At 67.0% G+C, this 20,670-nt stretch carries 18 protein-coding genes and 1 riboswitch; of the genes, 12 read left to right on the plus strand and 6 right to left on the minus strand.

The window, feature by feature from the left end; genetic code table 11:
• Positions 1 to 121 precede the first annotated feature (121 nt).
• Positions 122 to 1,357, plus strand: coding sequence for a cell division protein FtsZ (gene ftsZ, locus QMZ26_RS07510; protein WP_079220635.1), 1,236 nt, complete (start codon positions 122 to 124; stop codon positions 1,355 to 1,357).
• A gap of 184 nt (positions 1,358 to 1,541) precedes the next feature.
• On the plus strand, positions 1,542 to 2,453 hold the full coding sequence (gene lpxC / locus QMZ26_RS07515) for a UDP-3-O-acyl-N-acetylglucosamine deacetylase (protein ID WP_079220636.1): 912 nt from the start codon (positions 1,542 to 1,544) through the stop codon (positions 2,451 to 2,453).
• Between the two features lie 282 nt (positions 2,454 to 2,735).
• Here the strand turns inward: lpxC and QMZ26_RS07520 are convergent, their stop codons facing one another.
• Positions 2,736 to 3,185 carry a DUF721 domain-containing protein gene (locus QMZ26_RS07520; protein ID WP_079220637.1) on the minus strand — a complete coding sequence of 150 codons (450 nt, stop codon included), beginning with the start codon at positions 3,183 to 3,185 and terminating at the stop codon, positions 2,736 to 2,738.
• 12 nt (positions 3,186 to 3,197) lie between these two features.
• On the opposite strand from QMZ26_RS07520, the gene QMZ26_RS07525 reads away from it, so the two are divergent.
• From QMZ26_RS07525 to QMZ26_RS07535, 3 genes are all read left to right on the plus strand, one after another.
• Entirely contained in the window at positions 3,198 to 4,151 is a 954-nt protein-coding gene (locus QMZ26_RS07525; RefSeq protein WP_200733248.1) for a M23 family metallopeptidase, read from the plus strand.
• Positions 4,152 to 4,407: 256 nt separating this feature from the next.
• Positions 4,408 to 7,140 carry a preprotein translocase subunit SecA gene (gene secA / locus QMZ26_RS07530; RefSeq protein WP_079220639.1) on the plus strand — a complete coding sequence of 911 codons (2,733 nt, stop codon included), beginning with the start codon at positions 4,408 to 4,410 and terminating at the stop codon, positions 7,138 to 7,140.
• Positions 7,141 to 7,251: 111 nt separating this feature from the next.
• Positions 7,252 to 8,208 (plus strand): Nudix family hydrolase, encoded by a 957-nt coding sequence (locus tag QMZ26_RS07535; protein WP_200733249.1) that lies wholly within the window; start codon positions 7,252 to 7,254, stop codon positions 8,206 to 8,208.
• A gap of 134 nt (positions 8,209 to 8,342) precedes the next feature.
• Here QMZ26_RS07535 and QMZ26_RS07540 read toward each other — a convergent pair whose 3' ends face one another.
• Together QMZ26_RS07540 and metF are read right to left on the minus strand one after the other, a co-directional pair.
• Positions 8,343 to 8,924: a DUF4124 domain-containing protein gene (locus tag QMZ26_RS07540; protein ID WP_283221059.1), complete on the minus strand. Its 582-nt coding sequence runs from the start codon at positions 8,922 to 8,924 to the stop codon at positions 8,343 to 8,345.
• 40 nt (positions 8,925 to 8,964) lie between these two features.
• Positions 8,965 to 9,792, minus strand: a complete 828-nt coding sequence (metF, locus tag QMZ26_RS07545) for a methylenetetrahydrofolate reductase [NAD(P)H] (RefSeq protein ID WP_283221060.1) — start codon at positions 9,790 to 9,792, stop codon at positions 8,965 to 8,967.
• A gap of 202 nt (positions 9,793 to 9,994) precedes the next feature.
• On the opposite strand from metF, the gene QMZ26_RS07550 reads away from it, so the two are divergent.
• From QMZ26_RS07550 to QMZ26_RS07570, 5 genes are all read left to right on the plus strand, one after another.
• Complete coding sequence (locus QMZ26_RS07550; RefSeq protein ID WP_283221061.1) at positions 9,995 to 10,927, plus strand: alpha/beta hydrolase; 933 nt, start codon at positions 9,995 to 9,997, stop codon at positions 10,925 to 10,927.
• A gap of 26 nt (positions 10,928 to 10,953) precedes the next feature.
• Positions 10,954 to 12,024, plus strand: a complete 1,071-nt coding sequence (locus QMZ26_RS07555; protein WP_283221062.1) for a histidine kinase — start codon at positions 10,954 to 10,956, stop codon at positions 12,022 to 12,024.
• A complete protein-coding gene (locus QMZ26_RS07560) occupies positions 12,009 to 12,740 on the plus strand; it encodes a LytTR family DNA-binding domain-containing protein (RefSeq protein ID WP_283221063.1) in 732 nt (243 codons plus the stop codon). Before QMZ26_RS07555 ends, QMZ26_RS07560 begins: the two co-directional genes overlap by 16 nt.
• Before the next feature lie 49 nt (positions 12,741 to 12,789).
• The gene (locus QMZ26_RS07565; protein WP_283221064.1) at positions 12,790 to 13,347 is read left to right on the plus strand and encodes a DUF3228 family protein; all 558 of its coding nucleotides are present in this window, start codon (positions 12,790 to 12,792) and stop codon (positions 13,345 to 13,347) included.
• Between the two features lie 218 nt (positions 13,348 to 13,565).
• Positions 13,566 to 14,246 carry an energy transducer TonB gene (locus tag QMZ26_RS07570; protein WP_283221065.1) on the plus strand — a complete coding sequence of 227 codons (681 nt, stop codon included), beginning with the start codon at positions 13,566 to 13,568 and terminating at the stop codon, positions 14,244 to 14,246.
• 47 nt (positions 14,247 to 14,293) lie between these two features.
• Here the strand turns inward: QMZ26_RS07570 and QMZ26_RS07575 are convergent, their stop codons facing one another.
• Positions 14,294 to 14,737: a hypothetical protein gene (locus QMZ26_RS07575; RefSeq protein ID WP_283221066.1), complete on the minus strand. Its 444-nt coding sequence runs from the start codon at positions 14,735 to 14,737 to the stop codon at positions 14,294 to 14,296.
• Positions 14,737 to 15,210: a Cys-tRNA(Pro) deacylase gene (gene ybaK, locus QMZ26_RS07580; RefSeq protein WP_200734390.1), complete on the minus strand. Its 474-nt coding sequence runs from the start codon at positions 15,208 to 15,210 to the stop codon at positions 14,737 to 14,739. The genes QMZ26_RS07575 and ybaK overlap by 1 nt, the downstream gene beginning before the upstream one ends.
• Positions 15,211 to 15,310: 100 nt before the next feature.
• On the opposite strand from ybaK, the gene QMZ26_RS07585 reads away from it, so the two are divergent.
• A complete protein-coding gene (locus tag QMZ26_RS07585; protein ID WP_200734391.1) occupies positions 15,311 to 16,153 on the plus strand; it encodes a hypothetical protein in 843 nt (280 codons plus the stop codon).
• Positions 16,154 to 16,287: 134 nt separating this feature from the next.
• Here QMZ26_RS07585 and ahcY read toward each other — a convergent pair whose 3' ends face one another.
• A complete protein-coding gene (ahcY, locus tag QMZ26_RS07590; RefSeq protein ID WP_108745972.1) occupies positions 16,288 to 17,733 on the minus strand; it encodes an adenosylhomocysteinase in 1,446 nt (481 codons plus the stop codon).
• 36 nt (positions 17,734 to 17,769) lie between these two features.
• A riboswitch (S-adenosyl-L-homocysteine riboswitch) is annotated at positions 17,770 to 17,853 on the minus strand.
• Positions 17,854 to 17,976: 123 nt separating this feature from the next.
• Here ahcY and QMZ26_RS07595 point away from each other — a divergent pair.
• Entirely contained in the window at positions 17,977 to 20,487 is a 2,511-nt protein-coding gene (locus QMZ26_RS07595) for a prolyl oligopeptidase family serine peptidase (RefSeq protein ID WP_283221067.1), read from the plus strand.
• Positions 20,488 to 20,670: the final 183 nt, after the last annotated feature.

The following is a 20,670-nucleotide window of genomic DNA, read 5'->3' on the forward strand; positions in this document are numbered from 1 at the left end:
CGGCAACACGACGCAACAACGCAACACACAACCCACACAGCCGCACCGGCAACATGACGCGCAAAGGCAGGAGGCCTGAACGCCCATGCCACCGACAAGCGGATACAACGAGGACACGGACATGGCGCATTTTGAACTGATCGAAAAGATGGCACCCAATGCGGTGATCAAGGTGGTTGGCGTGGGCGGCGGCGGCGGCAATGCCGTGGCGCACATGGTCAACTCGGCAGTGGATGGCGTGGAATTCATCACCGCCAACACCGACTCGCAGGCCATCAAGAATTGCGGTGCCAAGCTGCAGCTGCAGCTGGGTACCAACGTGACCAAGGGCCTGGGCGCAGGCGCGAACCCGGAAGTCGGCCGCCAGGCCGCGCTGGAAGACCGTGAGCGCATCATGGACGCGCTGCAGGGTGCGGACATGGTGTTCATCACCGCCGGCATGGGCGGCGGCACCGGCACCGGTGCTGCTCCGGTGGTGGCACAGCTGGCCAAGGAAATGGGCATCCTGACCGTGGCCGTGGTCACCAAGCCGTTCCCGTTCGAAGGCCGACGCCGCATGCAGGTGGCGCTGAAGGGCATCGAGGAACTGAGCCAGCACTGCGACTCGCTGATCACCATCCCGAACGAAAAGCTGATCACCGTGCTGGGCCGCAACGCCACCATGATCCAGGCCTTCCGTGCCGCCAACGACGTGCTGCAGGGCGCCGTGCAGGGCATCGCCGACCTGATCGTGCGTCCGGGCCTGATCAACGTCGACTTCGCCGACGTACGCACCGTCATGTCCGAAATGGGCCTGGCGATGATGGGTACCGGCACCGCCCGTGGCGATGACCGCGCCCAGGCCGCCGCCGAAGCCGCCATCCAGAACCCGCTGCTGGACGACGTCAACCTGGCCGGTGCCAACGGCATCCTGGTCAACATCACCGCCGGCGCCGACTTCACCATGGCCGAGTTCGACGAGATCGGCCGCACCATCGATGGCTTCGCTTCCGAAGACGCCACCGTGGTGGTGGGTACCGTGCTCGACCCGGACATGCAGGACGAAGTGCGCGTGACCGTGGTGGCCACCGGCCTGAACCGCGTCTCGGCCAGCAAGAGCCAGCGCCCGGGCGAGCGCGCACCGATCAAGCTGGTGCGCAACGCGACCACCGGCCAGCCGGAGTTCGGCGACTTCGACAACGGTGGCGACGCCGTGTCCAAGGCCGTCGGCGGCATGGGCCTGGGCCTGCGTCGTGCCAGCAGCGACAGCGTGGCCGCTTCGACCCCGTCGGCGCCGGCCTCCTCGGCCCCGGCTTCGGCTGAACTGCCCAACGATTACCTGGACATCCCGGCGTTCCTGCGCCGCCAGGCGGACTAAGCGGAGCTGCCCGGGGCTTGTCCCCCCCGGGTTGCGCCACCATGTCCTGATAATGCGGGCGCCGGGCCAGGATGGGCCCGGCCGCCTTGCTTGACGCGTGTCCCACCGGCAGCCTGCAGAGGCGTTTCAGCCGGGGTATGGGACCGTGCGTGTTAATCTAGCGTGTCACTTCCGGTCTACCCCCATGATCCAGCAACGCACCCTCAAGAACACGATCCGCGCCACCGGCGTTGGCCTGCACAGCGGTGACAAGGTCTACATGACCCTGCGCCCGGCACCGGTCAACCATGGCATCGTGTTCCGGCGCGTGGACCTGGACCCGGTGGTGGAAGTGCCGGCCAAGGCCGAACTGGTCACCGAAGTGACCCTGTGCACCGGCCTGACCTGCAACGACGCCAAGATCCAGACCGTCGAACACCTGATGTCGGCATTGGCCGGCTTGGGTGTGGACAACATCATCGTCGAACTGTCCTCGGCCGAGCTGCCGATCATGGACGGTTCGTCCGGCCCGTTCGTGTTCCTGCTGCAGTCGGCAGGCATCGTGGAACAGGACGCGCCCAAGCGTTTCATCCGCGTGCTGAAGACCGTGGAAGTGACCGAGGGCGACAAGGTGGCCCGCTTCACCCCGTATGAGGGGTACAAGCTGGGCTTCACCATCCAGTTCGACCACCCGATGATCCCGGCCAAGCAGTCGCGCCAGGAAATCGAGTTCTCGACCATGGCCTACACCAAGGAAATCTCCCGCGCGCGCACCTTCGGCTTCATGCGCGACCTGGAGTACATGCGCGAGCGCAACCTCGGCCTGGGCGGTTCGATGGACAACGCCATCGTGCTCGACGAGTTCCGCGTGCTCAACGAAGACGGCCTGCGCTACGCCGACGAATTCGTGCGCCACAAGATCCTCGATGCGATCGGCGACCTGTACCTGGCCGGTGGCCAGGTGCTGGGTGCCTACGAGGGCTTCAAGTCCGGCCACGCGCTCAACAACAAGCTGGTGCGGGCGCTGATGGCCGACGCCACCGCCTGGGAGTGGGTGACCTATGAGTCGCCGACCGCCGAAGATCCGGTGGTGTACGCCGTTCCGGCCTACGCCTGATCGTTCCAGGTTGTTGAAATAAAACAGGAAAACGCCGCCTTCCAGGGCGGCGTTGTCGTTTCTGGGCGTTGCTGGCTGAATGGCGCAGCGGGTAAAGCGACTGTCGGCTCCGGATCACGGTTTTGTGAACCAGACTGTCTGGAAGCCTGAATATAACGATTATTTAACAACAATCTAACGACTCGACCACCCGGGGCGGCTAGGATGCGACCCGGCCCTCGAAAATGTTTCACGCTGCGGTGACACGCGCGACGGGGATCGGAGCAGGATGCTCCGTTGTCCTCAGGACCCTTGCTTCGGTTTGACCGGGGCATCCTGCAGGGCCGCCAAGGCGTCGCGTAGCCCTTTGTGCGTGGCGGCTGAAACTGCGTGGGGGCCATTCCGGTTGTCGTGCGCTGGGGAGCGCGTGGGAGTGGGAGACGCAGTCTTGATGGTCACCTTGGTGGCCTTCAGCCCGATGGACCGGGCCGCGTCGAGCAACTGGGCTTCGGCAAGCCGCAACTTGGCATGCCAGACCGGTGATTCGACGAGAAAAATGAGGTGTTCCCCGTCCACATTGGCCAGCCGGCAACGGTTGCGCAACGCGGGCGGTAACTGGGGGCGCAACTGACGGTCCAGCGCATCGAGCCACAGGGCACGACGCAGAGGGTTCCCGCTTTTGTCCGCCATCACTGCATCCAGTGCCGGTTTCGGCCTGGTCGCGGGACGAACGCTGGATTTCGGCTCAGACATGAAAACTCACTGATGGCATTCAAAAAGATCGTAATCAAAACGCGTGAAGGGCAGGCCAAATCGCCGATCGCGCGTTTGCGGTTCTATTTCGAGGACCGCCCCCGCGCCCTGCTGGGCAGCGTGCTCGGGGTAGGCTGCATTATCGGCCTTGCCGGTGGCATTGGCGCCAGCGCGCTGAACGACTCGCGCCTGCAGGCCAAGGTCGACCGCCAGGAAGCTGAACTGGCCAAGGTCCAGCGCGATGCGCAGACCCAGGTCAACGCACTGGCCGCCCGGCTGGGCGAGCTGCAGGCACAGGCCACCCGCCTGAACGCCCTCGGCGAGCGCCTGACCCAGATGGGCAAGCTGGAAGACGGCGAGTTCGACTTCAACGAGACCCCCGGCCTGGGTGACGGCGATGCCGGCGGCCCGACCGCGGACATCCCGGTCAAGGACGTCAACGCCGACTTACAGGTGCTGGAGCAGCGCTTCGCTGCTTCAGGCCGCCAGTTGTCGGTGATGGAATCGCTGATGTTCGACCACCAGCTGCAGCAGAACGCCGTGCCCTCGCGCATGCCGATCCGCAACAGCTACGTCACCTCCGGCTTCGGCACCCGTGCCGACCCGTTCGGCCGCGGTGCCGCCACCCACAAGGGCATGGACTTCCACGCCCGCGTCGGCGACCCGGTGATGTCCGTGGCCGATGGCGTGGTCAGCTTCTCCGGCGTGAAGGGCGGCTACGGCAACGTGGTCGACGTCGACCATGGCAACGGCTATGTCACGCGCTACGCGCACAATTCGCGCCTGGTGGTGAAGGTCGGTGACCTGGTCCGTGCCGGCCAGGAAGTGGCCAAGGCCGGTTCCACCGGCCGCTCCACCGGTGCCCACGTGCACTTCGAGGTGTGGGAGAACGGCAACGTGGTCAACCCGCGCAAGTTCCTCGGCGACGGCGGCAATACCCCGGTCGGCCGCATCAGCCGCGGTTGAACCCAACGCCGGGCATGGCCCGGCGCTACCGGGCCAAGGTGGTAGCGCGGGGCCACGCCCCGCGAGCGCGCAGCGCGGTCGATCCGACCCCGTTCCCGGTTCCGCAGACGCCCACGGGGTTGAAACCCCAGCGGCCCGTCCCAAGCTACAATGGGTGTTGCCATCGACAGGGCGCCAGGCGCCCTGTTTCGTTTGCGGCGATCGGATCCCCGGGGGGGAGGCCGGGCCGCTGTGTCCATCCAACCCGGTTCCTTCAATGATCAACAGCCTGCTTACCCGCGTATTTGGCAGTCGTAACGAACGACAGCTGCGCCAGCTCAACCGCATCGTCGCCAAGATCAATGCGCTGGAGCCGGAGATCGAGAAGCTTTCCGACGAGCAGCTGCAGGCCAAGACGCCGGAGTTCAAGCAGCGCATCGCCGGCGGTGAAGCCCTGGACAAGGTGCTGCCGGAAGCGTTCGCGGTCTGCCGCGAAGCCGGCCGCCGCGTGCTGGGCATGCGCCACTACGACGTGCAGCTGATCGGCGGCATGGTGCTTCACCTGGGCAAGATCGCAGAAATGCGCACCGGTGAAGGCAAGACCCTGGTCGCGACCCTGCCGGTGTACCTGAACGCGCTGGAAGGCAAGGGCGTGCACGTGGTCACCGTCAACGACTACCTGGCCCGCCGCGATGCCGCGCAGATGGGCAAGCTGTACAACTGGCTGGGCCTGAGCGTGGGCGTGGTCTACCCGGGCATGCCGCACAGCGACAAGCGCGAGGCCTATGCCTCGGACATCACCTACGGCACCAACAACGAATTCGGTTTCGACTACCTGCGCGACAACATGGCGCTGTCCAAGGCCGACCGCTACCAGCGCGGCCTGCACTACGCCATCGTCGACGAAGTCGACTCCATCCTGATCGACGAAGCGCGTACCCCGCTGATCATCTCCGGCCCGGCCGATGATTCCCCGGAGCTGTACATCCGCGTCAACCGCGTCGTGCCGAACCTGGTCAAGCAGGAAGTGGAAGACGGCGAGGGCGACTTCTGGGTCGACGAGAAGGGCAAGCAGGTGCACCTGTCCGAAGCGGGCATGGAGCATGCCGAGCAGCTGCTGGTGGAAGCCGGCATCCTCGACGGCGAAACCGAAGGCCTGTACGCGCCGCAGAACCTGACCGTGGTCCACCACCTCAACGCCGCCCTGCGCGCGCACGCCATCTACCAGCGTGACGTGGACTACATCGTGCGCGACGGCGAAGTGGTCATCGTCGACGAATTCACCGGCCGTACCCTGGCCGGCCGCCGCTGGTCCGACGGCCTGCACCAGGCGGTGGAAGCGAAGGAAGGCGTGCCGGTCCAGCGCGAGAACCAGACGCTGGCGAGCATCACCTTCCAGAACCTGTTCCGCATGTACAAGAAGCTGTCCGGCATGACCGGTACGGCCGATACCGAAGCGTTCGAGTTCCAGAGCATCTACGGCCTGGAAGTGGTGGTCATCCCGACCAACCGCCCGACCATCCGCAAGGACAGCCCTGACCAGGTGTTCCTCAACCGCAAGGGCAAGTTCAATGCGGTGCTGGCCGACATCGAAGAGTGCGCCAAGCGCGGCCAGCCGGTGCTGGTGGGTACCACCTCGATCGAAACCTCGGAAATGCTGTCCGAGCACCTGAGCAAGGCCGGCGTGAAGCACGAAGTGCTCAACGCCAAGCAGCATGACCGCGAAGCGACCATCGTTGCCAACGCCGGTCGCCCGGCCGCCGTGACCATCGCCACCAACATGGCCGGCCGCGGTACCGACATCGTGCTCGGCGGTTCGCTGGAAGCGGAAATCCACGAGCTGGGCGAGGGCGCGACCGACGAGCAGAAGGCGGCGGTCAAGGCCGAATGGCAGAAGCGCCATGACGCGGTGAAGGCTGCTGGCGGCCTGCACATCGTGGGCACCGAGCGCCACGAATCGCGCCGTATCGACAACCAGCTGCGTGGCCGTTCCGGCCGCCAGGGTGACCCGGGTTCGTCCCGCTTCTACCTGTCGCTGGAAGACAACCTGATGCGCATCTTCGCCTCCGACTGGGTGCAGAAGGCCATGCGCATGATGGGCATGAAGGAAGACGACGTCATCGAGGACCGCCTGGTCAGCCGCCAGATCGAAAAGGCGCAGCGCAAGGTCGAGGCCCACAACTTCGACATCCGCAAGAACCTGCTGGACTTCGACGACGTCAACAACGACCAGCGCAAGGTGATCTACGCCCAGCGCGACGAGCTGCTGGACGCCGAATCGGTGAAGGACAACGTCGACGGCATCCGCGACGACGTGATCTTCGACGTGGTCGCCCGCTTCGTGCCGCCGAACTCGGTGGACGAGCAGTGGGACCTGCGTGGCCTGGAAGCGACCCTGGAGTCGGACTTCGGCCTGCAGATGTCGCTGGTGGACATGGTCAAGTCGCACGAGGAACTGGACGCCGAAGGCATCGCTGCGAAGGTGCTGGAGCGCGTCAACCAGCACTTCGCCGAGAAGGAAGCCGGCGTGGGCGAGGAAACCATGCGCGCGCTGGAAAAGCACGTCATGCTGACCGTGCTCGACCAGAGCTGGAAGGAACACCTGGCCCGCATGGACTACCTGCGCCAGGGCATCTACCTGCGTGGTTACGCGCAGAAGCAGCCCAAGCAGGAGTACAAGAAGGAAGCCTTCGAGCTGTTCTCGGACATGCTGGAGAACGTCAAGCGCGAAGTGGTGACCCTGCTGGCACGCGTGCGCATCCGCAGCGACGAGGAAGTGCAGGCGCTGGAAGCGGCCGAGCGGCAGCAGGTGGAAGCCCGCCTGAGCCAGTCGCAGTTCCAGCACCAGGACGCCGGCAGCTACAGCGCCGACGAAGAAGCGGCACAGGTGGAAGCCGCCCAGCAGGGCGGGAGCCCGCTGCAGCGTGACGAGCCGAAGATCGGCCGCAACGATCCGTGCCCCTGCGGCAGTGGCAAGAAGTACAAGCACTGCCACGGCCAGCTGAGCTGACCCCAGCAAGCCCCGCGAAAGCGGGGCTTCTTCGTTGTGGCTGGGGCGATGGCCGCGCCGGGCCGGCGGCCGGCATTGCGCGGCGCCCTGCCGATTCGGCATCCTGTCCCCATGCCTTCCCCGAAACGATCGATCCATGTCGTGGCCGGCGTCATCACCGACGTCCGTGGCCGCGTGCTGCTCAACCGCCGTACCGAGAACCGCGACATGGCCGGCCTGTGGGAATTCCCCGGCGGCAAGCGCGAGGCCGGCGAGAGTTCCGAACAGGCGCTGGTGCGTGAGCTGCGCGAAGAGCTCGGCATCGAGGCCGAGATCGGCGAGTGGATCATGGACGTGCCGCAGCACTACCCGGACAAGCACCTGACCCTGGAGGTGCGGCACATCCGCAGCTGGAAGGGCACCCCGCGCGGGCGCGAGGGCCAGGCCATCACCTGGGTGGCGCCGGACAAGCTGGGCCGCTATTCGATGCCGCCGGCCGACCTGCCGGTGGTGGCCGCGCTGCGCCAGCCCGACCGCTACCTGATCACCCCGGCGCCGGAAGAAGGCGAGGCCGGCGTGCAGCGCTGGCAGGACCAGCTGCAGCAGGCGGTGGCCACGGGCCAGCAGCGCATCCAGCTGCGCCTGCCGGCCGCGCACCCGCAGCGGCAGGTGCTGATCGAGCAGGCCCTGCAGGCGCACCGGCAGGGCGTGCAATGGCTGCTCAACCGCGATATCGAACTGGCCCGCGCGCTGGGCATCGGCGTGCACCTGGGCAGCGAACAGCTGCTGGCCCTGCAGGAACGACCGCTGCCGGAGGGCCAGCTGGTGGCTGCCTCCTGCCATGACCTGGCGCAGCTGCAGGCAGCGCAGCGGCTGGGCTGCGATTTCGCGGTGCTCGGCCCGGTGCAGGCCACGGCCAGCCACCCCGGAGCCACCCCGCTGGGCTGGGAGGCGTTCGCCGCGTTGCGGGCGCAGGTGTCGCTGCCGATCTACGCGCTGGGCGGGCTGGATGCAGGCCAGGTCAGCCAGGCCCGTCGCCACGGCGGGCAGGGCATCGCCGCGATCCGCGGGCTGTGGCCGGGCGGGTAGCGCGGGGCTTCTGGCCCTTCGCCGGGCATGGCCCGGCGCTACCCCGCCGCAGGACGCCGGTAGATCCACGCCATGCGTGGATAGGGTCGGTCTCGCCCGCCGTCAGTAGATCCACGCCATGCGTGGATGCGGCCCTACAACGTGATCCAGAAACACCCGTACTGCCGCCGCAGCCCCAGCACCGTCGCCGCGCGCGCCGCACTGCCCGGCAGGGTCTGTTCCAGGCGCAGGCCGACCGGATGCCGTGGCGCCGTCGGCTCCGGGTCGGATCCCTGCGCAGCAGGGCTCTGACCCTCATCCGGTTGCACCTCATCAACCTGCTGCGGATACACCGGCACCACGTCCACCAGCGGGCGTCGCACCACCGATTCCAGCTGGCCAAGGATGCGCTGCGCGCCGGCATCGGACACCGCGCTCCACAGGTACAGCGTGGACAGCCGGTTGACGTCCTGGGTGTTCACCGCGTCGTGCAGGGCCTGCACCAGCTCGCTCAGGCGGCGAGGGCAGCTGGCGCCCAAGCTGTCGCGCTGCAGGGTACTGCCGGCCGGTGGCGGCGGCGGGCGCCGCGACTGCGCGCCCACGCTGTCACAGGGACGGTCGGTATAGACGCTCTGGCCCTGCGCATCGGTGCAGCGGTTCAAGCGCGTGGATTGGGCGTGGGCGTCGATGCTGGCAGCGGACAACAGCACCAGCAGCAGGGACAGGACGGCTTTCATCGCCACAGGGTAGCGTTGAACGCGACAACACAGTGCGCTTTCAGCCGTTCAGCAGCTTCAGCACCGACACCGTCGGCTTGGCCAGGTTCAGCGTGTAGAAGTGCAGGCCGGGTGCGCCGCCTTCGACCAGCCGCTGGCACAACTTGGCCACGACTTCGGCACCGAACGCACGCACCGACTCACTGTCGTCGCCATAGGCCAGCATCTTGCGGCTGATCCAGCGCGGGATCTCGGCGCCGCACTGTTCGGAGAACCGCCGCAGCTGGCTGAAGTTGGCGATCGGCATTATGCCCGGGGTGATCGGCACCTGCACGCCCAGCCGCTGCACTTCATCGACGAAGTGGAAGTACGCGTCGGCGTTGTAGAAGTACTGGGTGATGGCCGCATCGGCGCCGGCATCGACCTTGGCCTTGAAGTGCTTCAGGTCGGTCAGTGCGTCCGGTGCCTGCGGATGCGTTTCCGGGTAGGCGCCCACTTCGATGCGGAAGGCATCGCCGTGCTCGGCGCGGATGAAGGCGATCAGTTCGGACGCATAGCGCATGTCGCCGGGGAAGCCCATGCCCGATGGCAGGTCACCGCGCAGCGCGACCAGGCGCCGGCAACCGATGGCGCGGTACAGCTTGAGCAGCTCGCGGATTTCCTGCCGGGTGCCGCCGACGCAGGACAGGTGCGGCGCCGCATCGAAGCCATGGTGCTGGTTGAGGTGGCGCACCGTCTCGGAGGTGTAGCTGAGGGTGGAGCCGCCGGCACCGAAGGTGCAGGACACGTACTCGGGGGCATACGCCTTCAGGCGGGCGGCGGTTCGGTCCAGCTGGCCACGCTGCTCATCGGTCTTGGGTGGGTAGAACTCGAAGCTGATGGCGGTCATGGCACGGGCAGTGGCAGCGGGTGCGGTTGAGTATATCTCTCCATCAAGATGGATGCGAAGCATGGGGGCGTGAAGAGGCGGCAGGGCGTGGCGACCGTTCACCCGGCGTGGCGGCCGTTGCTCCGGAACTGCACCCCGGCGGCGCCCATCGCGGCCACGCTGGCCGCACCCCCCACGCACCCGCCCCTGGAAGGAACACCCGATGAAGATGATCCTGGCGATGTACTACGCGATGAAGGCCCTGGCCCGGCTGGCCATGCTGGGCATGGCGATGGCCGTGCTCGGCTCGGGCGCTGCCCATGCCGCCGAGGCAGCCCCGGCCGGCACCGGCAAGCTGCAGGTCGAGGTGGTCGGCCACGGCCGCGCGTTGCTGATGATCCCCGGTTTGAACAGCAGCGCCGAGGTCTGGCGCGAGACCTGCCTGGCGTTGAAGGATGTGCAGTGCCACCTGGTGCAGCTGCCGGGCTTTGCCGGTGCCCGCGCGGCCGCGCCGCGTCCGGCGGATTTCCTGTCGGCCATGCGCGACCAGCTGCTGGCCTACGTGCATGACCAGAAGCTGGACCATCCGGCCGTGATCGGCCACAGCCTGGGCGGCGTGCTGACCCTGCAGATGGCGGTGAAGGAACCGGACGCATTGGGGCCGCTGGTCATCGTCGACTCGCTGCCGTTCTACGCGGGCATGCAGAACCCGCAGGCGACCGCACTGAGCGTGCAGCCGATGGCCGAACAGATGCGCACGGCCATGCTGGCTGCGGACCCGGCCAGCTACCAGGCGCAGGCCGAAGCGGCGCTGGCTCCTCTGACCAACAGTGCCGCGCGCCTGCCCGAACTGAAGCGCTGGGGCCGCGACAGCGATCGCGCCACCACCGCCGATGCGATGTACTCGCTGCTGGTGACCGACCTGCGCAGCGACGTGGCCGGTATCCAGTCACCGACGCTGGTGCTGGGCGCCTGGGCGTCCTACAAGGCAATGGGGGCGACCGAAGCATCGGCGCGTGCGATCTTCCAGTCGCAGTACGCCGCGCTGCCGGGTGTACGCATCGAACTGAGCGCGACCGGCCACCACTTCCTGATGTGGGATGATCCGCAATGGCTGCGTGGGCAGGTGCAGGCGTTCCTTGACAGCCACCGCTGACCCTTCCGTCCCCGCCGGCCATTGCCATGCCCGAATCGACCTCCACGCTGCGCTTCTGGTTGATCAACACCCTCGGCTGGGCGCTGTTCTGCGTGGTCAGCCTCGCCATGACCGGCGCGTTTGGTGGCGGCAGCAGCAGTGGGAGCACGCTCATCAGCGTCGGCCTGGGCGTGCTGCTGTATGCCATCAGCGGCAGCGTGCGCGCACTGGCCCTGCGGCGCCACTGGTGGCGGCTGGACCTGGGCGCGCTGGTGCTGCGGCTGGCGTTGGCGGTGCTGCTGGGTGCAGCACTGGCGCAACTGCTGCTGACGGCGGTGCTGCAGCCGGCGCTGGCACTGGGCTGGGTGGATTTCGGCGGCCGATCGGGTGATTTCCGCCCGGTCGCACGCCTGCTCTACTGGCTCAACACCGTGCTGATGCTGGGGCTGTGGACCGCGTTGTGGGCCGGCCTGCACGGCGTGCGCAGTGCGCGCCAGGCCGAACTTGCGCGCCTGCGTGCCGAAGCCGAACGCAGTGCGCTGGAGCGCGATGCGCTGCGCGCGCGCTTGAACCCGCACTTCATGTTCAACGCGTTGAACAACCTGCGCGCGCTGATCCTCGAAGACCCCGAGCGCGCACGGCAGATGGTCACCGATCTGTCGCGCACGCTGCGCCATGCACTGGAGCACGCGCGCAGCGAGGAGGCCGTGCTGGCCGACGAGCTGGCCGTGGTGCAGGATTATCTGGCTGTTGAAGCCGTGCACTACGAACAGCGCCTGCAGGTGCACTTCGAAGTGAGTGGCGAAGCCGCGCAGGCGCGCCTGCCGGTGATGGCGCTGCAGCTGCTGGTGGAAAATGCGATCAAGCACGGCATCGCCGTGTGTCCTGGCGGCGGCGAGGTACGTATCAGCGCGCAGTGCAGCGGCGGCCTGCTGCGGCTGCAGGTCGACAATCCGCTGGGTGTGGCCGCCGCAGGCAATGCCGCCGCAACCGCCGGGCATGGCGTCGGCCTGGCCTACCTGCGTTCGCAGCTGGGCCGCGGTGGCCGCTTCCATCTGCAACCGTTGGACGGCCGCATGCAGGCCCTTCTGGAGATTCCGCAATGCGCACGACCCTGAATGTCCTGATCGTCGATGACGCGCGCCTGGCGCGGCAGGAACTCCGCACGCTGCTGGCGGCGCTGCCGTGGGTGCAGTGCGTGGGCGAGGCCGATGACGTGCCGGCCGCGCGCGAGGCGATCGCCCGATTGAAACCCGACCTCGTGCTGCTGGACGTGCAGATGCCCTCCGGCACCGGCTTCGATGTGCTTGATGGCCTGGAACATGCGCCGGCCGTGGTGTTCGTCACCGCCTACGATGCGTATGCGGTGCGCGCGTTCCAGACCAATGCGCTGGATTACCTGGTCAAGCCGGTGGAAGCGCCGCGCCTGCATGAAGCGCTGGAACGCGTGCGCCAGCGCGATGTGCCTGCCGCGCCGCCGGTGACCGCAGGTGGCAGCTTGAGCGCGCAGGACCAGGTGTTCGTGCGTGATGGCGAGCGTTGCTGGTTCGTGGCTGTGGGCGAGATCCGCCGGCTGGTGGTGGATGGCAACTACACCCGCCTGTGGTTCCGCGACCAGAACGCGCTGCTGGCACGCAGCCTGAGCGCGCTGGAAGCACGCCTGCCAGCCGAGCTGTTCTTCCGCGCCAACCGCAACACGCTGGTGAACCTGCGGCGCATCCGCAGCGTTACGCCCAGCATTGCCGATGGCTACGACCTGACGCTGGATGATGGCAGCGAGGTGGAAGTCTCACGCCGGCAGGCGCGCGAGCTGCGCGAGCGGATGGCGCTGTAGCCGGGCGCACCGGTTACCCTGTGCGCCTGATATTCCAACCCGGCACACCATGTCCATCGTCCTCACTGAATTCGCCCGTCCCCGCCTGTTCCCGCGCGTGCCGCGCGCCAACACCATCCAGGACATCAGCGCCGAACAGTTCCAGGCGCACCTCAACGCGCATGCGCCGCTGAAAGTGCTCGACGGCTATGCGCCGTTCTGCAAGCTGTTCGTGTACGAGAACTGGACCAGCACGCGCTGCCTGACCGTGCCGGTCACCGAGGCCAACCGCCACCTGCTGCGCAGCGGCTACGAAGCGCGCAACCGCGAGGAACTGCCGGTGCTGGTGCGCTGGTTCGAGGGCGTGGAATCGCCGCGCGCGAATTACCTGGTAGTGATCCTGTACAGCGCCGAACAGCTGGCGAAGGAAGGCTCGCCGATCGACGCGGACTGGGGCATCGTCGGCTGCATCTACACCGCCGAGCCGGAAGAAGTGCCGATGGCGCCGATCACCATGATGCGCAACGCGCTGGGCGTGGAGGAGGGCGGGTCCGGCGTGCCACTGGACCGCGAGTCCTACCAGCGCGCCGTGCAGTTCTGGGAGAACAACGCCAACTGGCGGCCGTAACTCCGCCTGTGCTGCGAATGTCGTAACTGCCCGCTTGTGCCCGGTGATGCAGGCTGTGAGGGATGGGAAATTCGATGCGGCAGAGTCCACGCTGATGCCCGCGCCTTGGACGTTTCCGGGTACGCTGACGCACTGTGCCTCGCTGCGGTGTGAACGCGTGCCTCATTCCGTGTCCGCATATCACTAGACTGCCCGCCTTCTCGGATCGGGTGGCGGAAATGAAGACGGTAGGCACATTCGTAATTGCGGTTGCGGTGGTTGCGCTTCTTTCTGCCGGATGTTCAACGTTGACACCGAAAGAGACGGTGGCGACCGCTGGCTGCAGCATGCTGCCTGAGGACGTCCGGTACATCGACGCACGCGTGCGGGTCGTCGGTCTGACGCAGGATGGTGCGGGCTGCCATTTCCATGCAGTCGCGAAGAATGCCGCCGCGGCGCGTACGCAGACGCGGCTGCTGGGCAGGCTGGCCAAGCTGCGTTGCAGGGAGGTCGTCGTTGATGATTCCAGCGAGCGCGTTGCCGCACAGGACACAAACGCGGCTGGCGTGGCAATGCGGATCACCCTTCGTACAAAGTCTGGCAGGCCCTGCAAGCCATCCAAGGCCACGACTGGGGATCCGCCTGCTGTGGATCCGTACCAGGGTGGGCTTTACAGCACGTATTCGTTGCCTCCGCGTTACCCGAAAGAGGCATTCCGGGAAGGGCGTCAGGGGGAAGTTCTGGTAATTTTCCTCATTGATGGGAAACATCAGACGATCGGCGCAATGCTGGATCGGTCCAGCGGCTACGACGACATGGACGAGGCTGCGGTGGAGGCTGCAGAGGATTGGAAGTTTGATGCAGTCGGAGATGTTCCGGAAATTTCCCTGCTTCGTGTGCCAATGAACTTTGAGCTGTAACAAATGGGGTCAGAGCCCTTTCCGGTGGAAAGGGATCTGACCCTTCGTCAGGCGGCTTTCCACTCCCACCATGGGTAATGGTATTCGCGGTCGGTCGCTTCCCAGCGCTGGTTACACTGCGTGCAGGCGACGTGGTGGCATTCGCCCCAGCCATCCTCGGCGTCGCCCACCGAGAGCAGCTGCATCTGCCCCTGTGCGATCAGCTTGCGCGGATCGAAGAACAGATACGTCGGCGTGAGCGCGCACAGGCAGCCGGCCTGCGCCTGCCAGTAGCGCAGGCGTTTCAGCGCAGACTGCAGATGCACCTGGTTGGCCAGCAGCGCACCGCCCAGCGTCACCCCGGCGCAGGCGTGTTCGATGCGGTCGGCATGCGGCGCCAGTGCATCCAGCAGCGCCTGATCGAACGTCACCGCGACCCGGCAGGCCGAGGCATGGATGCGCGTGGCATCGCCACTGAGCAGGTCCTGCAGCAGGGCATCGGCTGCGGACATCAGCGGGCCTTCCCGATGGGCGCGTAATGCCCGGCGGTCAGGCGCAGCAGATCGGCCGGGGCCAGTTCCACTTCCAGGCCACGGCGGCCGGCGCTGACGTGCAGCGTCGGCAGCGCCTGTGCGCTGGCATCGAGGAAGCTGCGCAGGCGCTTCTTCTGCCCGAGCGGGCTGATGCCGCCGACCAGGTAGCCGGTGGCACGCTGCGCGGCATCGGCGGCGGCCATCTCGCACTTCTTGCAGCCCGCGGCTTCGGCCAGCGCCTTCAGGTCCAGCTGCCCGGCCACCGGCACGATCGCCACCAGCAGTTCGTGGGTTTCGGTGCTGGCCAGCAGCGTCTTGAACACCTGCGCGGGGTCCAGGCCCAGCTTCTCCACGGCTTCGCCACCGTAGGACTCGGCGTGTGCGTCGTGCACGTAGCTGCGGACGGTGTGGGCGATTTTCTCGCGCTTGAGCAGATTGATGGCGGGAGTCATGGGGGCATCGTAGCGCGCGCGGGGCGGGTTGCCTTGACCGAGGCTCCTGCCAGGCGCAGCGCGGTGATAATGGACGGTCGTCACTGCCTGGACATCGAACATGCGCGCTCCGCAATGCCTTCATGACCTGACCCTGGATGCCGGACCGTGCGCGGGGCCGTACCCGCCGCAGGGCTTCTGGCCGGTCGCCGAAGGCGCGCTGGGGAATGGCGACCAGTTTGGTCTGTACTGGCCGCTGGGGCGCGAAGCGGAGCCGCCGGTGGTCTGCGAGATGTTCCATGACGAAGGGCGCATGGTCTTCAGTCATTCGTCGCTGGATGCCTTCGCCCGATGGCTGGATGCCGGTGGCGGCTGGGACGGTGACGATGAAGAACGCGATCCACGCGAGCACGAGGTTGCAGATGCGGATTCGCCGTTGCTCCTGGTCGAGCGCGCGCAATGGCATGTGCAGGCCGCTGCGCCGGCCGAAGCCATCGTGCTGCTGGAAGATGCCTGCGGCCGCTTTCCTGAGCTGCAGCGGGCATGGGCGATGCTGGCAGGGCAGCAGATGCGCCTGGGGCAGCACGCGGCGGCCGTGGCGTCGGCACGTGCGGCGGTCCTGGCGAACTGGGCATTCGGCATTCCCGAGCCCGGTGTACTGCGCATCCTGCGTGCAGCCGATGCGGCCGGCGATCCTGTGCTGGCGATGGCCCAGCAGATGGGGTTTGCTTTCGGTGGCGCCAAGACCAATCCGGACTATGCCCTGCTGCAGTCCTGCATCGAACGCTGTTGGGAGGCGGGTGACACGATGGCGGCGCTGCGCCTGAGCCAGAATCGCTGCTATGCGCTCAGCGCCGAGACCGTTTCATTCCAGCAGCGCGAGGGATTCGATCTGGCTTCCTGGCAGCGCGACTTCGCCGCGCATTGCCAAAGCGCCTTGCAGGATGATCGGCAGCGAATGTAGCGCCACGACCACCGCGTGGTTCGGCAGAGGGGTCGGAACGCAGAACGGGCGCCCGAAGGCGCCCGTTCCGTGTGCATCCGATGCTGGGGTCAGAGCCCTTTCCTGCGGAAAGGGATCCGACCCCGGGCACGACATCAGTAGCGGTAGTGGTCCGGCTTGAACGGGCCTTCCACCGGCACGCCGATGTAGTCGGCCTGTTCCTGGGTCAGGGTGGTCAGCTTCACGCCGATCTTTTCCAGGTGCAGGCGGGCCACTTCTTCGTCCAGGTGCTTGGGCAGCAGGTAGACCTTCTTCTCGTAGCTGTCCTTGTTGGCCCACAGGTCGATCTGGGCCAGGGTCTGGTTGGCGAACGAGTTGGACATGACGAAGCTCGGGTGGCCGGTGGCGCAGCCCAGGTTCACCAGGCGGCCTTCGGCCAGCAGGAAGATCGCATTGCCGTTCGGGAAGATGTACTTGTCCACCTGCGGCTTGATGTTGACGTGCTGCACGCCCTTGAAGCCCACCAGCGCATCGACCTGGATCTCGTTGTCGAAGTGGCCGATGTTGCAGACGATGGCCTGGTCCTTCATCGCGCTCAGGTGCTCGATGCGGATGATGTCCTTGTTGCCAGTGGTGGTGACGTACAGGTCGGCACGGCCCAGGGTCGATTCGATGGTGTTGACTTCATAGCCTTCCATCGCCGCCTGCAGGGCGCAGATCGGGTCGATCTCGGTGACGATGACGCGCGCGCCGTAGGCACGCAGCGACGCGGCGCAGCCCTTGCCCACGTCGCCGTAGCCGCAGACCACGGCCACCTTGCCGGCCAGCATCACGTCCATCGCGCGCTTCAGGCCATCGGCCAGCGACTCGCGGCAGCCGTACAGGTTGTCGAACTTGCTCTTGGTGACCGAGTCGTTGACGTTGATCGCCGGGATCAGCAGCGTGCCGGCCTGGGCCAGCTGGTACAGGCGGTGCACGCCGGTGGTGGTCTCTTCGGAGACGCCCTTCCAGTCCTTCACCACGCGGCCCCAGTAACCCGGGCGCTCGGTGGCCACGCGCTTGAGCAGGTTCTTGATGACCTGTTCTTCGTGCGAGGAGGAGGCGGTGTTGACCCAGTCGCTGCCGTTTTCCAGCTCGTAGCCCTTGTGGATCAGCAGGGTCACGTCACCGCCGTCGTCCACCACCAGCTCCGGACCGGTCAGGGTGCCGTCGGCCAGGGTGAAGGTCAGCGCGTCCAGGGTGCAGTCCCAGTACTCTTCCAGGGTTTCGCCCTTCCAGGCGAACACCGGGGTGCCGGTGGCGGCGATGGCCGCAGCGGCGTGGTCCTGGGTCGAGAAGATGTTGCAGGAGGCCCAGCGCACGTCGGCGCCGATGTCCTTCAGGGTCTCGATCAGCACCGCGGTCTGGATGGTCATGTGCAGCGAGCCGGTCACGCGCACGCCCTTCAGCGGCAGGCTGGTGGCGTGCTTGCGGCGGATCGACATCAGGCCCGGCATCTCGTGCTCGGCGATGTCCAGTTCCTTGCGACCCCAGTCGGCCAGGGTGATGTCGCGGATCTTGTAGTCACCTTCGGTGGAGAAGGTCTTGGCAACAGCGTTCATGCAGTAGCTCCGGTTGTGGGCGAGCGGGTACTCGCATCTAGCCGGGCGCCGTTGTTACAAAGCCACCTTACCGAGCCTGGCCGGGCCTCAGGGGTTCCGGTCGCAGCGCCCCTCGGCAGGGGAGAACGCCCAGTATATCGCGGCCCCGGGGCGGAACCGGAGCGACCCAACCATCGGCAGATGGGGCGCGGGTCGGTGCCTGTTAAGGTCGAGGGTCTTCACCCAACCAAAACAGGAAGATCGATGAGCAAGCACGCGCGCCGCAGCCGGCGCTGGACCGGCCTGGTCCTGTCCATGGCCCTGCTGGCGGTGGTCCCGCAGGCCTGGTCCGCCGACAGCCCGCAGGTGGCGGCGGCCAAGGGCGAAACCGGCTATGAGCTGCCGTCGGCCGCGCTGCAGGCGGTGGTGGATGCGCCGCGTGCGCCCAGCCTGTTCCTGTCGCCGCGCCGCGACGTGGCCGCGCTGATGCAGATGCCGTCGCTGCCGTCGATCCAGGTGGTGGCCCAGCCGGAACTGAAGCTGGCCGGCATCCGCATCAACCCGCGCACGTTCTCCGACAGCCGCTTCAGCTTCGGCGAGAAGCTGTGGCTGATGAACGTGGCCGACGGCAAGGAACTGCAGATCAGCGGCCTGCCGCCGCAGCTGTCGATTGCAGGCCTGGCCTGGTCGCCCGACCAGAAGTGGCTGGCCTTCAACCAGGTCGACGCCGCCAGCGGTGCCAACGAGCTGTGGCTGGTGGATGTGGCCAGCGGCAGTGCGCGCCGCCTGCAGGCCAACCTCAACACGGTGTTCGGCGACGGTTACCAGTGGCTGCCCGACAGCCGCGGCCTGATCGTGATGACCCGCGTGGCCAACGCGGGCGATCCGCCGCCGGCCGATGGCGTTCCCACCGGCCCGGCCGTGCAGCAGACCGGCAAGAGCACCGGCGTGGTGTCCATCCGCACCTACCAGGATCTGCTGAAGAACCAGGCCGATGCGAAGCTGTTCGACTACTACGCCAACGCCCAGCCGATGCAGGTCAGCCTGGACGGGCAGGCGCGTGCCATCGGCATGGCGGGCATCTACCTGGGCCTGAGCGTGTCGCCGGATGGCAACTACCTGCTCAGCCAGCGCGTGCAGCGCCCGTATTCGTACGTGGTGCCGGTGGGCAGCTTCCCGCGCCGCATCGAGGTGCTCGACCGCAACGGCCAGCTGGCCCACAGCGTGGCCTCGCGCCCGCTGGTGGAGGGCCTGCCGACCGGCAATGATGCCGAAGTGACCGGCGTGCGCGACATCAGCTGGCGCGCCGATGCGCCGGCCACCCTGGTCTGGGCCGAAGCGCAGGACGGTGGTGACCCGAACCGCGACGCCAAGGTGCGCGATGCGGTGTTCATGCAGGCCGCGCCGTTCGAGAAGCCGCCGGTGACCCTGGCCCAGCTGGGCAGCCGCTTTGCTGGCATCACCTGGGGCCGTGGCGACCTGGCCCTGCTCAGCGAATCGTGGTGGAAGACGCGCAACACCAAGACCTGGCGGATCGCCCCGGACGATGCGGCGCAGTCGCCGCAGCTGCTGTGGGACCGCGATGCGCAGGACCGCTACAACGATCCGGGCCGCGCCGGCGTGGTGCGCGACGTCAACGGCCGCAGCCGCCTGCAGACCACCGCCGATGGCCGCAGCATTTTCCTGTACGGGCAGGGTGCATCGCCGGAAGGCGATCGTCCGTTCGTCGACCGCTTCGACATCGAAAGCCGCAAGGCCACCCGCCTGTTCCATTCGCAGGCGCCGGTGTATTCGGCACCGGTCGCGCTGCTGGACCAGGAAGGCGAATCGCTGCTGCTGACCCGCGAAAGCCCGGACGCGCCGAGCAATTTCTACGTGCAGTCGCTGGCGCAGGCCGATGCCGCACCGCGCGCGCTGACCCACTTCGCCCACCCGCTGCCGCAGCTGAAGGGCGTGCAGAAGGAGCAGATCCGCTACAAGCGTGCCGATGGCGTGGACCTGACCGCGACGCTGCTGCTGCCGCCGGGTTACGACCCCAAGCGCGATGGCCCGCGGCCGCTGCTGATGTGGGCCTACCCGGGTGAGTTCAAGAGCGCTGCGGCCGCCAGCCAGGTGACCGACTCGCCGTACCGCTTCAACGCGATCAGCTACTGGGGGCCGCAGGCGTTCCTGGCCAAGGGCTACGTAGTGCTGGCCAGCCCGACCATGCCGATCATCGGCGAGGGCGACAAGGAACCCAACGACACCTACATCGAGCAGCTGGTGGCCAATGCACAGGCCGCCGTGGATGAAGTGGTGCGCCGTGGCGTGACCGACCGCGAGCACATCGCCATCGGTGGCCATTCCTACGGTGCGTTCATGACCGCCAACCTGCTGGCGCACACCCGCCTGTTCAAGGCCGGCATCGCCCGCAGCGGCGCCTACAACCGCACGCTCACTCCGTTCGGTTTCCAGGCCGAGGAGCGCAACTACTGGCAGGCGCAGGACGTCTACCAGAAGATGGCGCCGTTCAATTACGCCGACAGGATCAAGGATCCGATCCTCTTCATCCACGGCGTGGACGACAACAACTCCGGCACGTTCCCGCTGCAGAGCGAGCGCATGTTCGCCGCGGTGAAGGGCCTGGGCGGCACGGCACGGTTGGTGATGCTGCCGAACGAATCGCACGCCTACCGCGCACGCGAGTCGATCATGACCATGCTGGCCGAGAGCGAGCGCTGGCTGGAACAGACCATCGGTCCGGCCGAGCAGGGCAAGGCAAAGAAGAAGCGTTGACCCGCGCGCGATGATGGCGGCCCCTGCAACGGGGGCCGCCTGTGCGGCTGCGCCGCCGCCCGGGCATGGGCTCGGGCGCTACACGTGTAGAGCCGAGCCCATGCTCGGCTGCATCTGCACCGGATACGTGCAGATGAAACCATTCCTGCAGCGCAGCAACGGCTTCGAACTGGGGTAGGCTTG

Source organism: Stenotrophomonas sp. PFBMAA-4, assembly GCF_030053215.1.
Classification (GTDB): domain Bacteria; phylum Pseudomonadota; class Gammaproteobacteria; order Xanthomonadales; family Xanthomonadaceae; genus Stenotrophomonas.

Bases quoted from the DNA above. Each gene is read 5' to 3' on its own strand.
- QMZ26_RS07520 (WP_079220637.1), bottom strand. From the start codon at position 3,185: ATGTCTGAGCCGAAATCCAGCGTTCGTCCCGCGACCAGGCCGAAACCG.
- QMZ26_RS07550 (WP_283221061.1), top strand. From the start codon at position 9,995: ATGAAGATGATCCTGGCGATGTACTACGCGATGAAGGCCCTGGCCCGG.
- secA (WP_079220639.1), top strand. From the start codon at position 4,408: ATGATCAACAGCCTGCTTACCCGCGTATTTGGCAGTCGTAACGAACGA.
- QMZ26_RS07560 (WP_283221063.1), top strand. From the start codon at position 12,009: ATGCGCACGACCCTGAATGTCCTGATCGTCGATGACGCGCGCCTGGCG.
- lpxC (WP_079220636.1), top strand. From the start codon at position 1,542: ATGATCCAGCAACGCACCCTCAAGAACACGATCCGCGCCACCGGCGTT.
- ybaK (WP_200734390.1), bottom strand. From the start codon at position 15,210: ATGACTCCCGCCATCAATCTGCTCAAGCGCGAGAAAATCGCCCACACC.
- QMZ26_RS07555 (WP_283221062.1), top strand. From the start codon at position 10,954: ATGCCCGAATCGACCTCCACGCTGCGCTTCTGGTTGATCAACACCCTC.
- QMZ26_RS07575 (WP_283221066.1), bottom strand. From the start codon at position 14,737: ATGTCCGCAGCCGATGCCCTGCTGCAGGACCTGCTCAGTGGCGATGCC.
- QMZ26_RS07585 (WP_200734391.1), top strand. From the start codon at position 15,311: ATGCGCGCTCCGCAATGCCTTCATGACCTGACCCTGGATGCCGGACCG.
- QMZ26_RS07595 (WP_283221067.1), top strand. From the start codon at position 17,977: ATGAGCAAGCACGCGCGCCGCAGCCGGCGCTGGACCGGCCTGGTCCTG.
- QMZ26_RS07525 (WP_200733248.1), top strand. From the start codon at position 3,198: ATGGCATTCAAAAAGATCGTAATCAAAACGCGTGAAGGGCAGGCCAAA.
- QMZ26_RS07535 (WP_200733249.1), top strand. From the start codon at position 7,252: ATGCCTTCCCCGAAACGATCGATCCATGTCGTGGCCGGCGTCATCACC.
- metF (WP_283221060.1), bottom strand. From the start codon at position 9,792: ATGACCGCCATCAGCTTCGAGTTCTACCCACCCAAGACCGATGAGCAG.
- QMZ26_RS07570 (WP_283221065.1), top strand. From the start codon at position 13,566: ATGAAGACGGTAGGCACATTCGTAATTGCGGTTGCGGTGGTTGCGCTT.
- QMZ26_RS07540 (WP_283221059.1), bottom strand. From the start codon at position 8,924: ATGAAAGCCGTCCTGTCCCTGCTGCTGGTGCTGTTGTCCGCTGCCAGC.
- ahcY (WP_108745972.1), bottom strand. From the start codon at position 17,733: ATGAACGCTGTTGCCAAGACCTTCTCCACCGAAGGTGACTACAAGATC.
- ftsZ (WP_079220635.1), top strand. From the start codon at position 122: ATGGCGCATTTTGAACTGATCGAAAAGATGGCACCCAATGCGGTGATC.
- QMZ26_RS07565 (WP_283221064.1), top strand. From the start codon at position 12,790: ATGTCCATCGTCCTCACTGAATTCGCCCGTCCCCGCCTGTTCCCGCGC.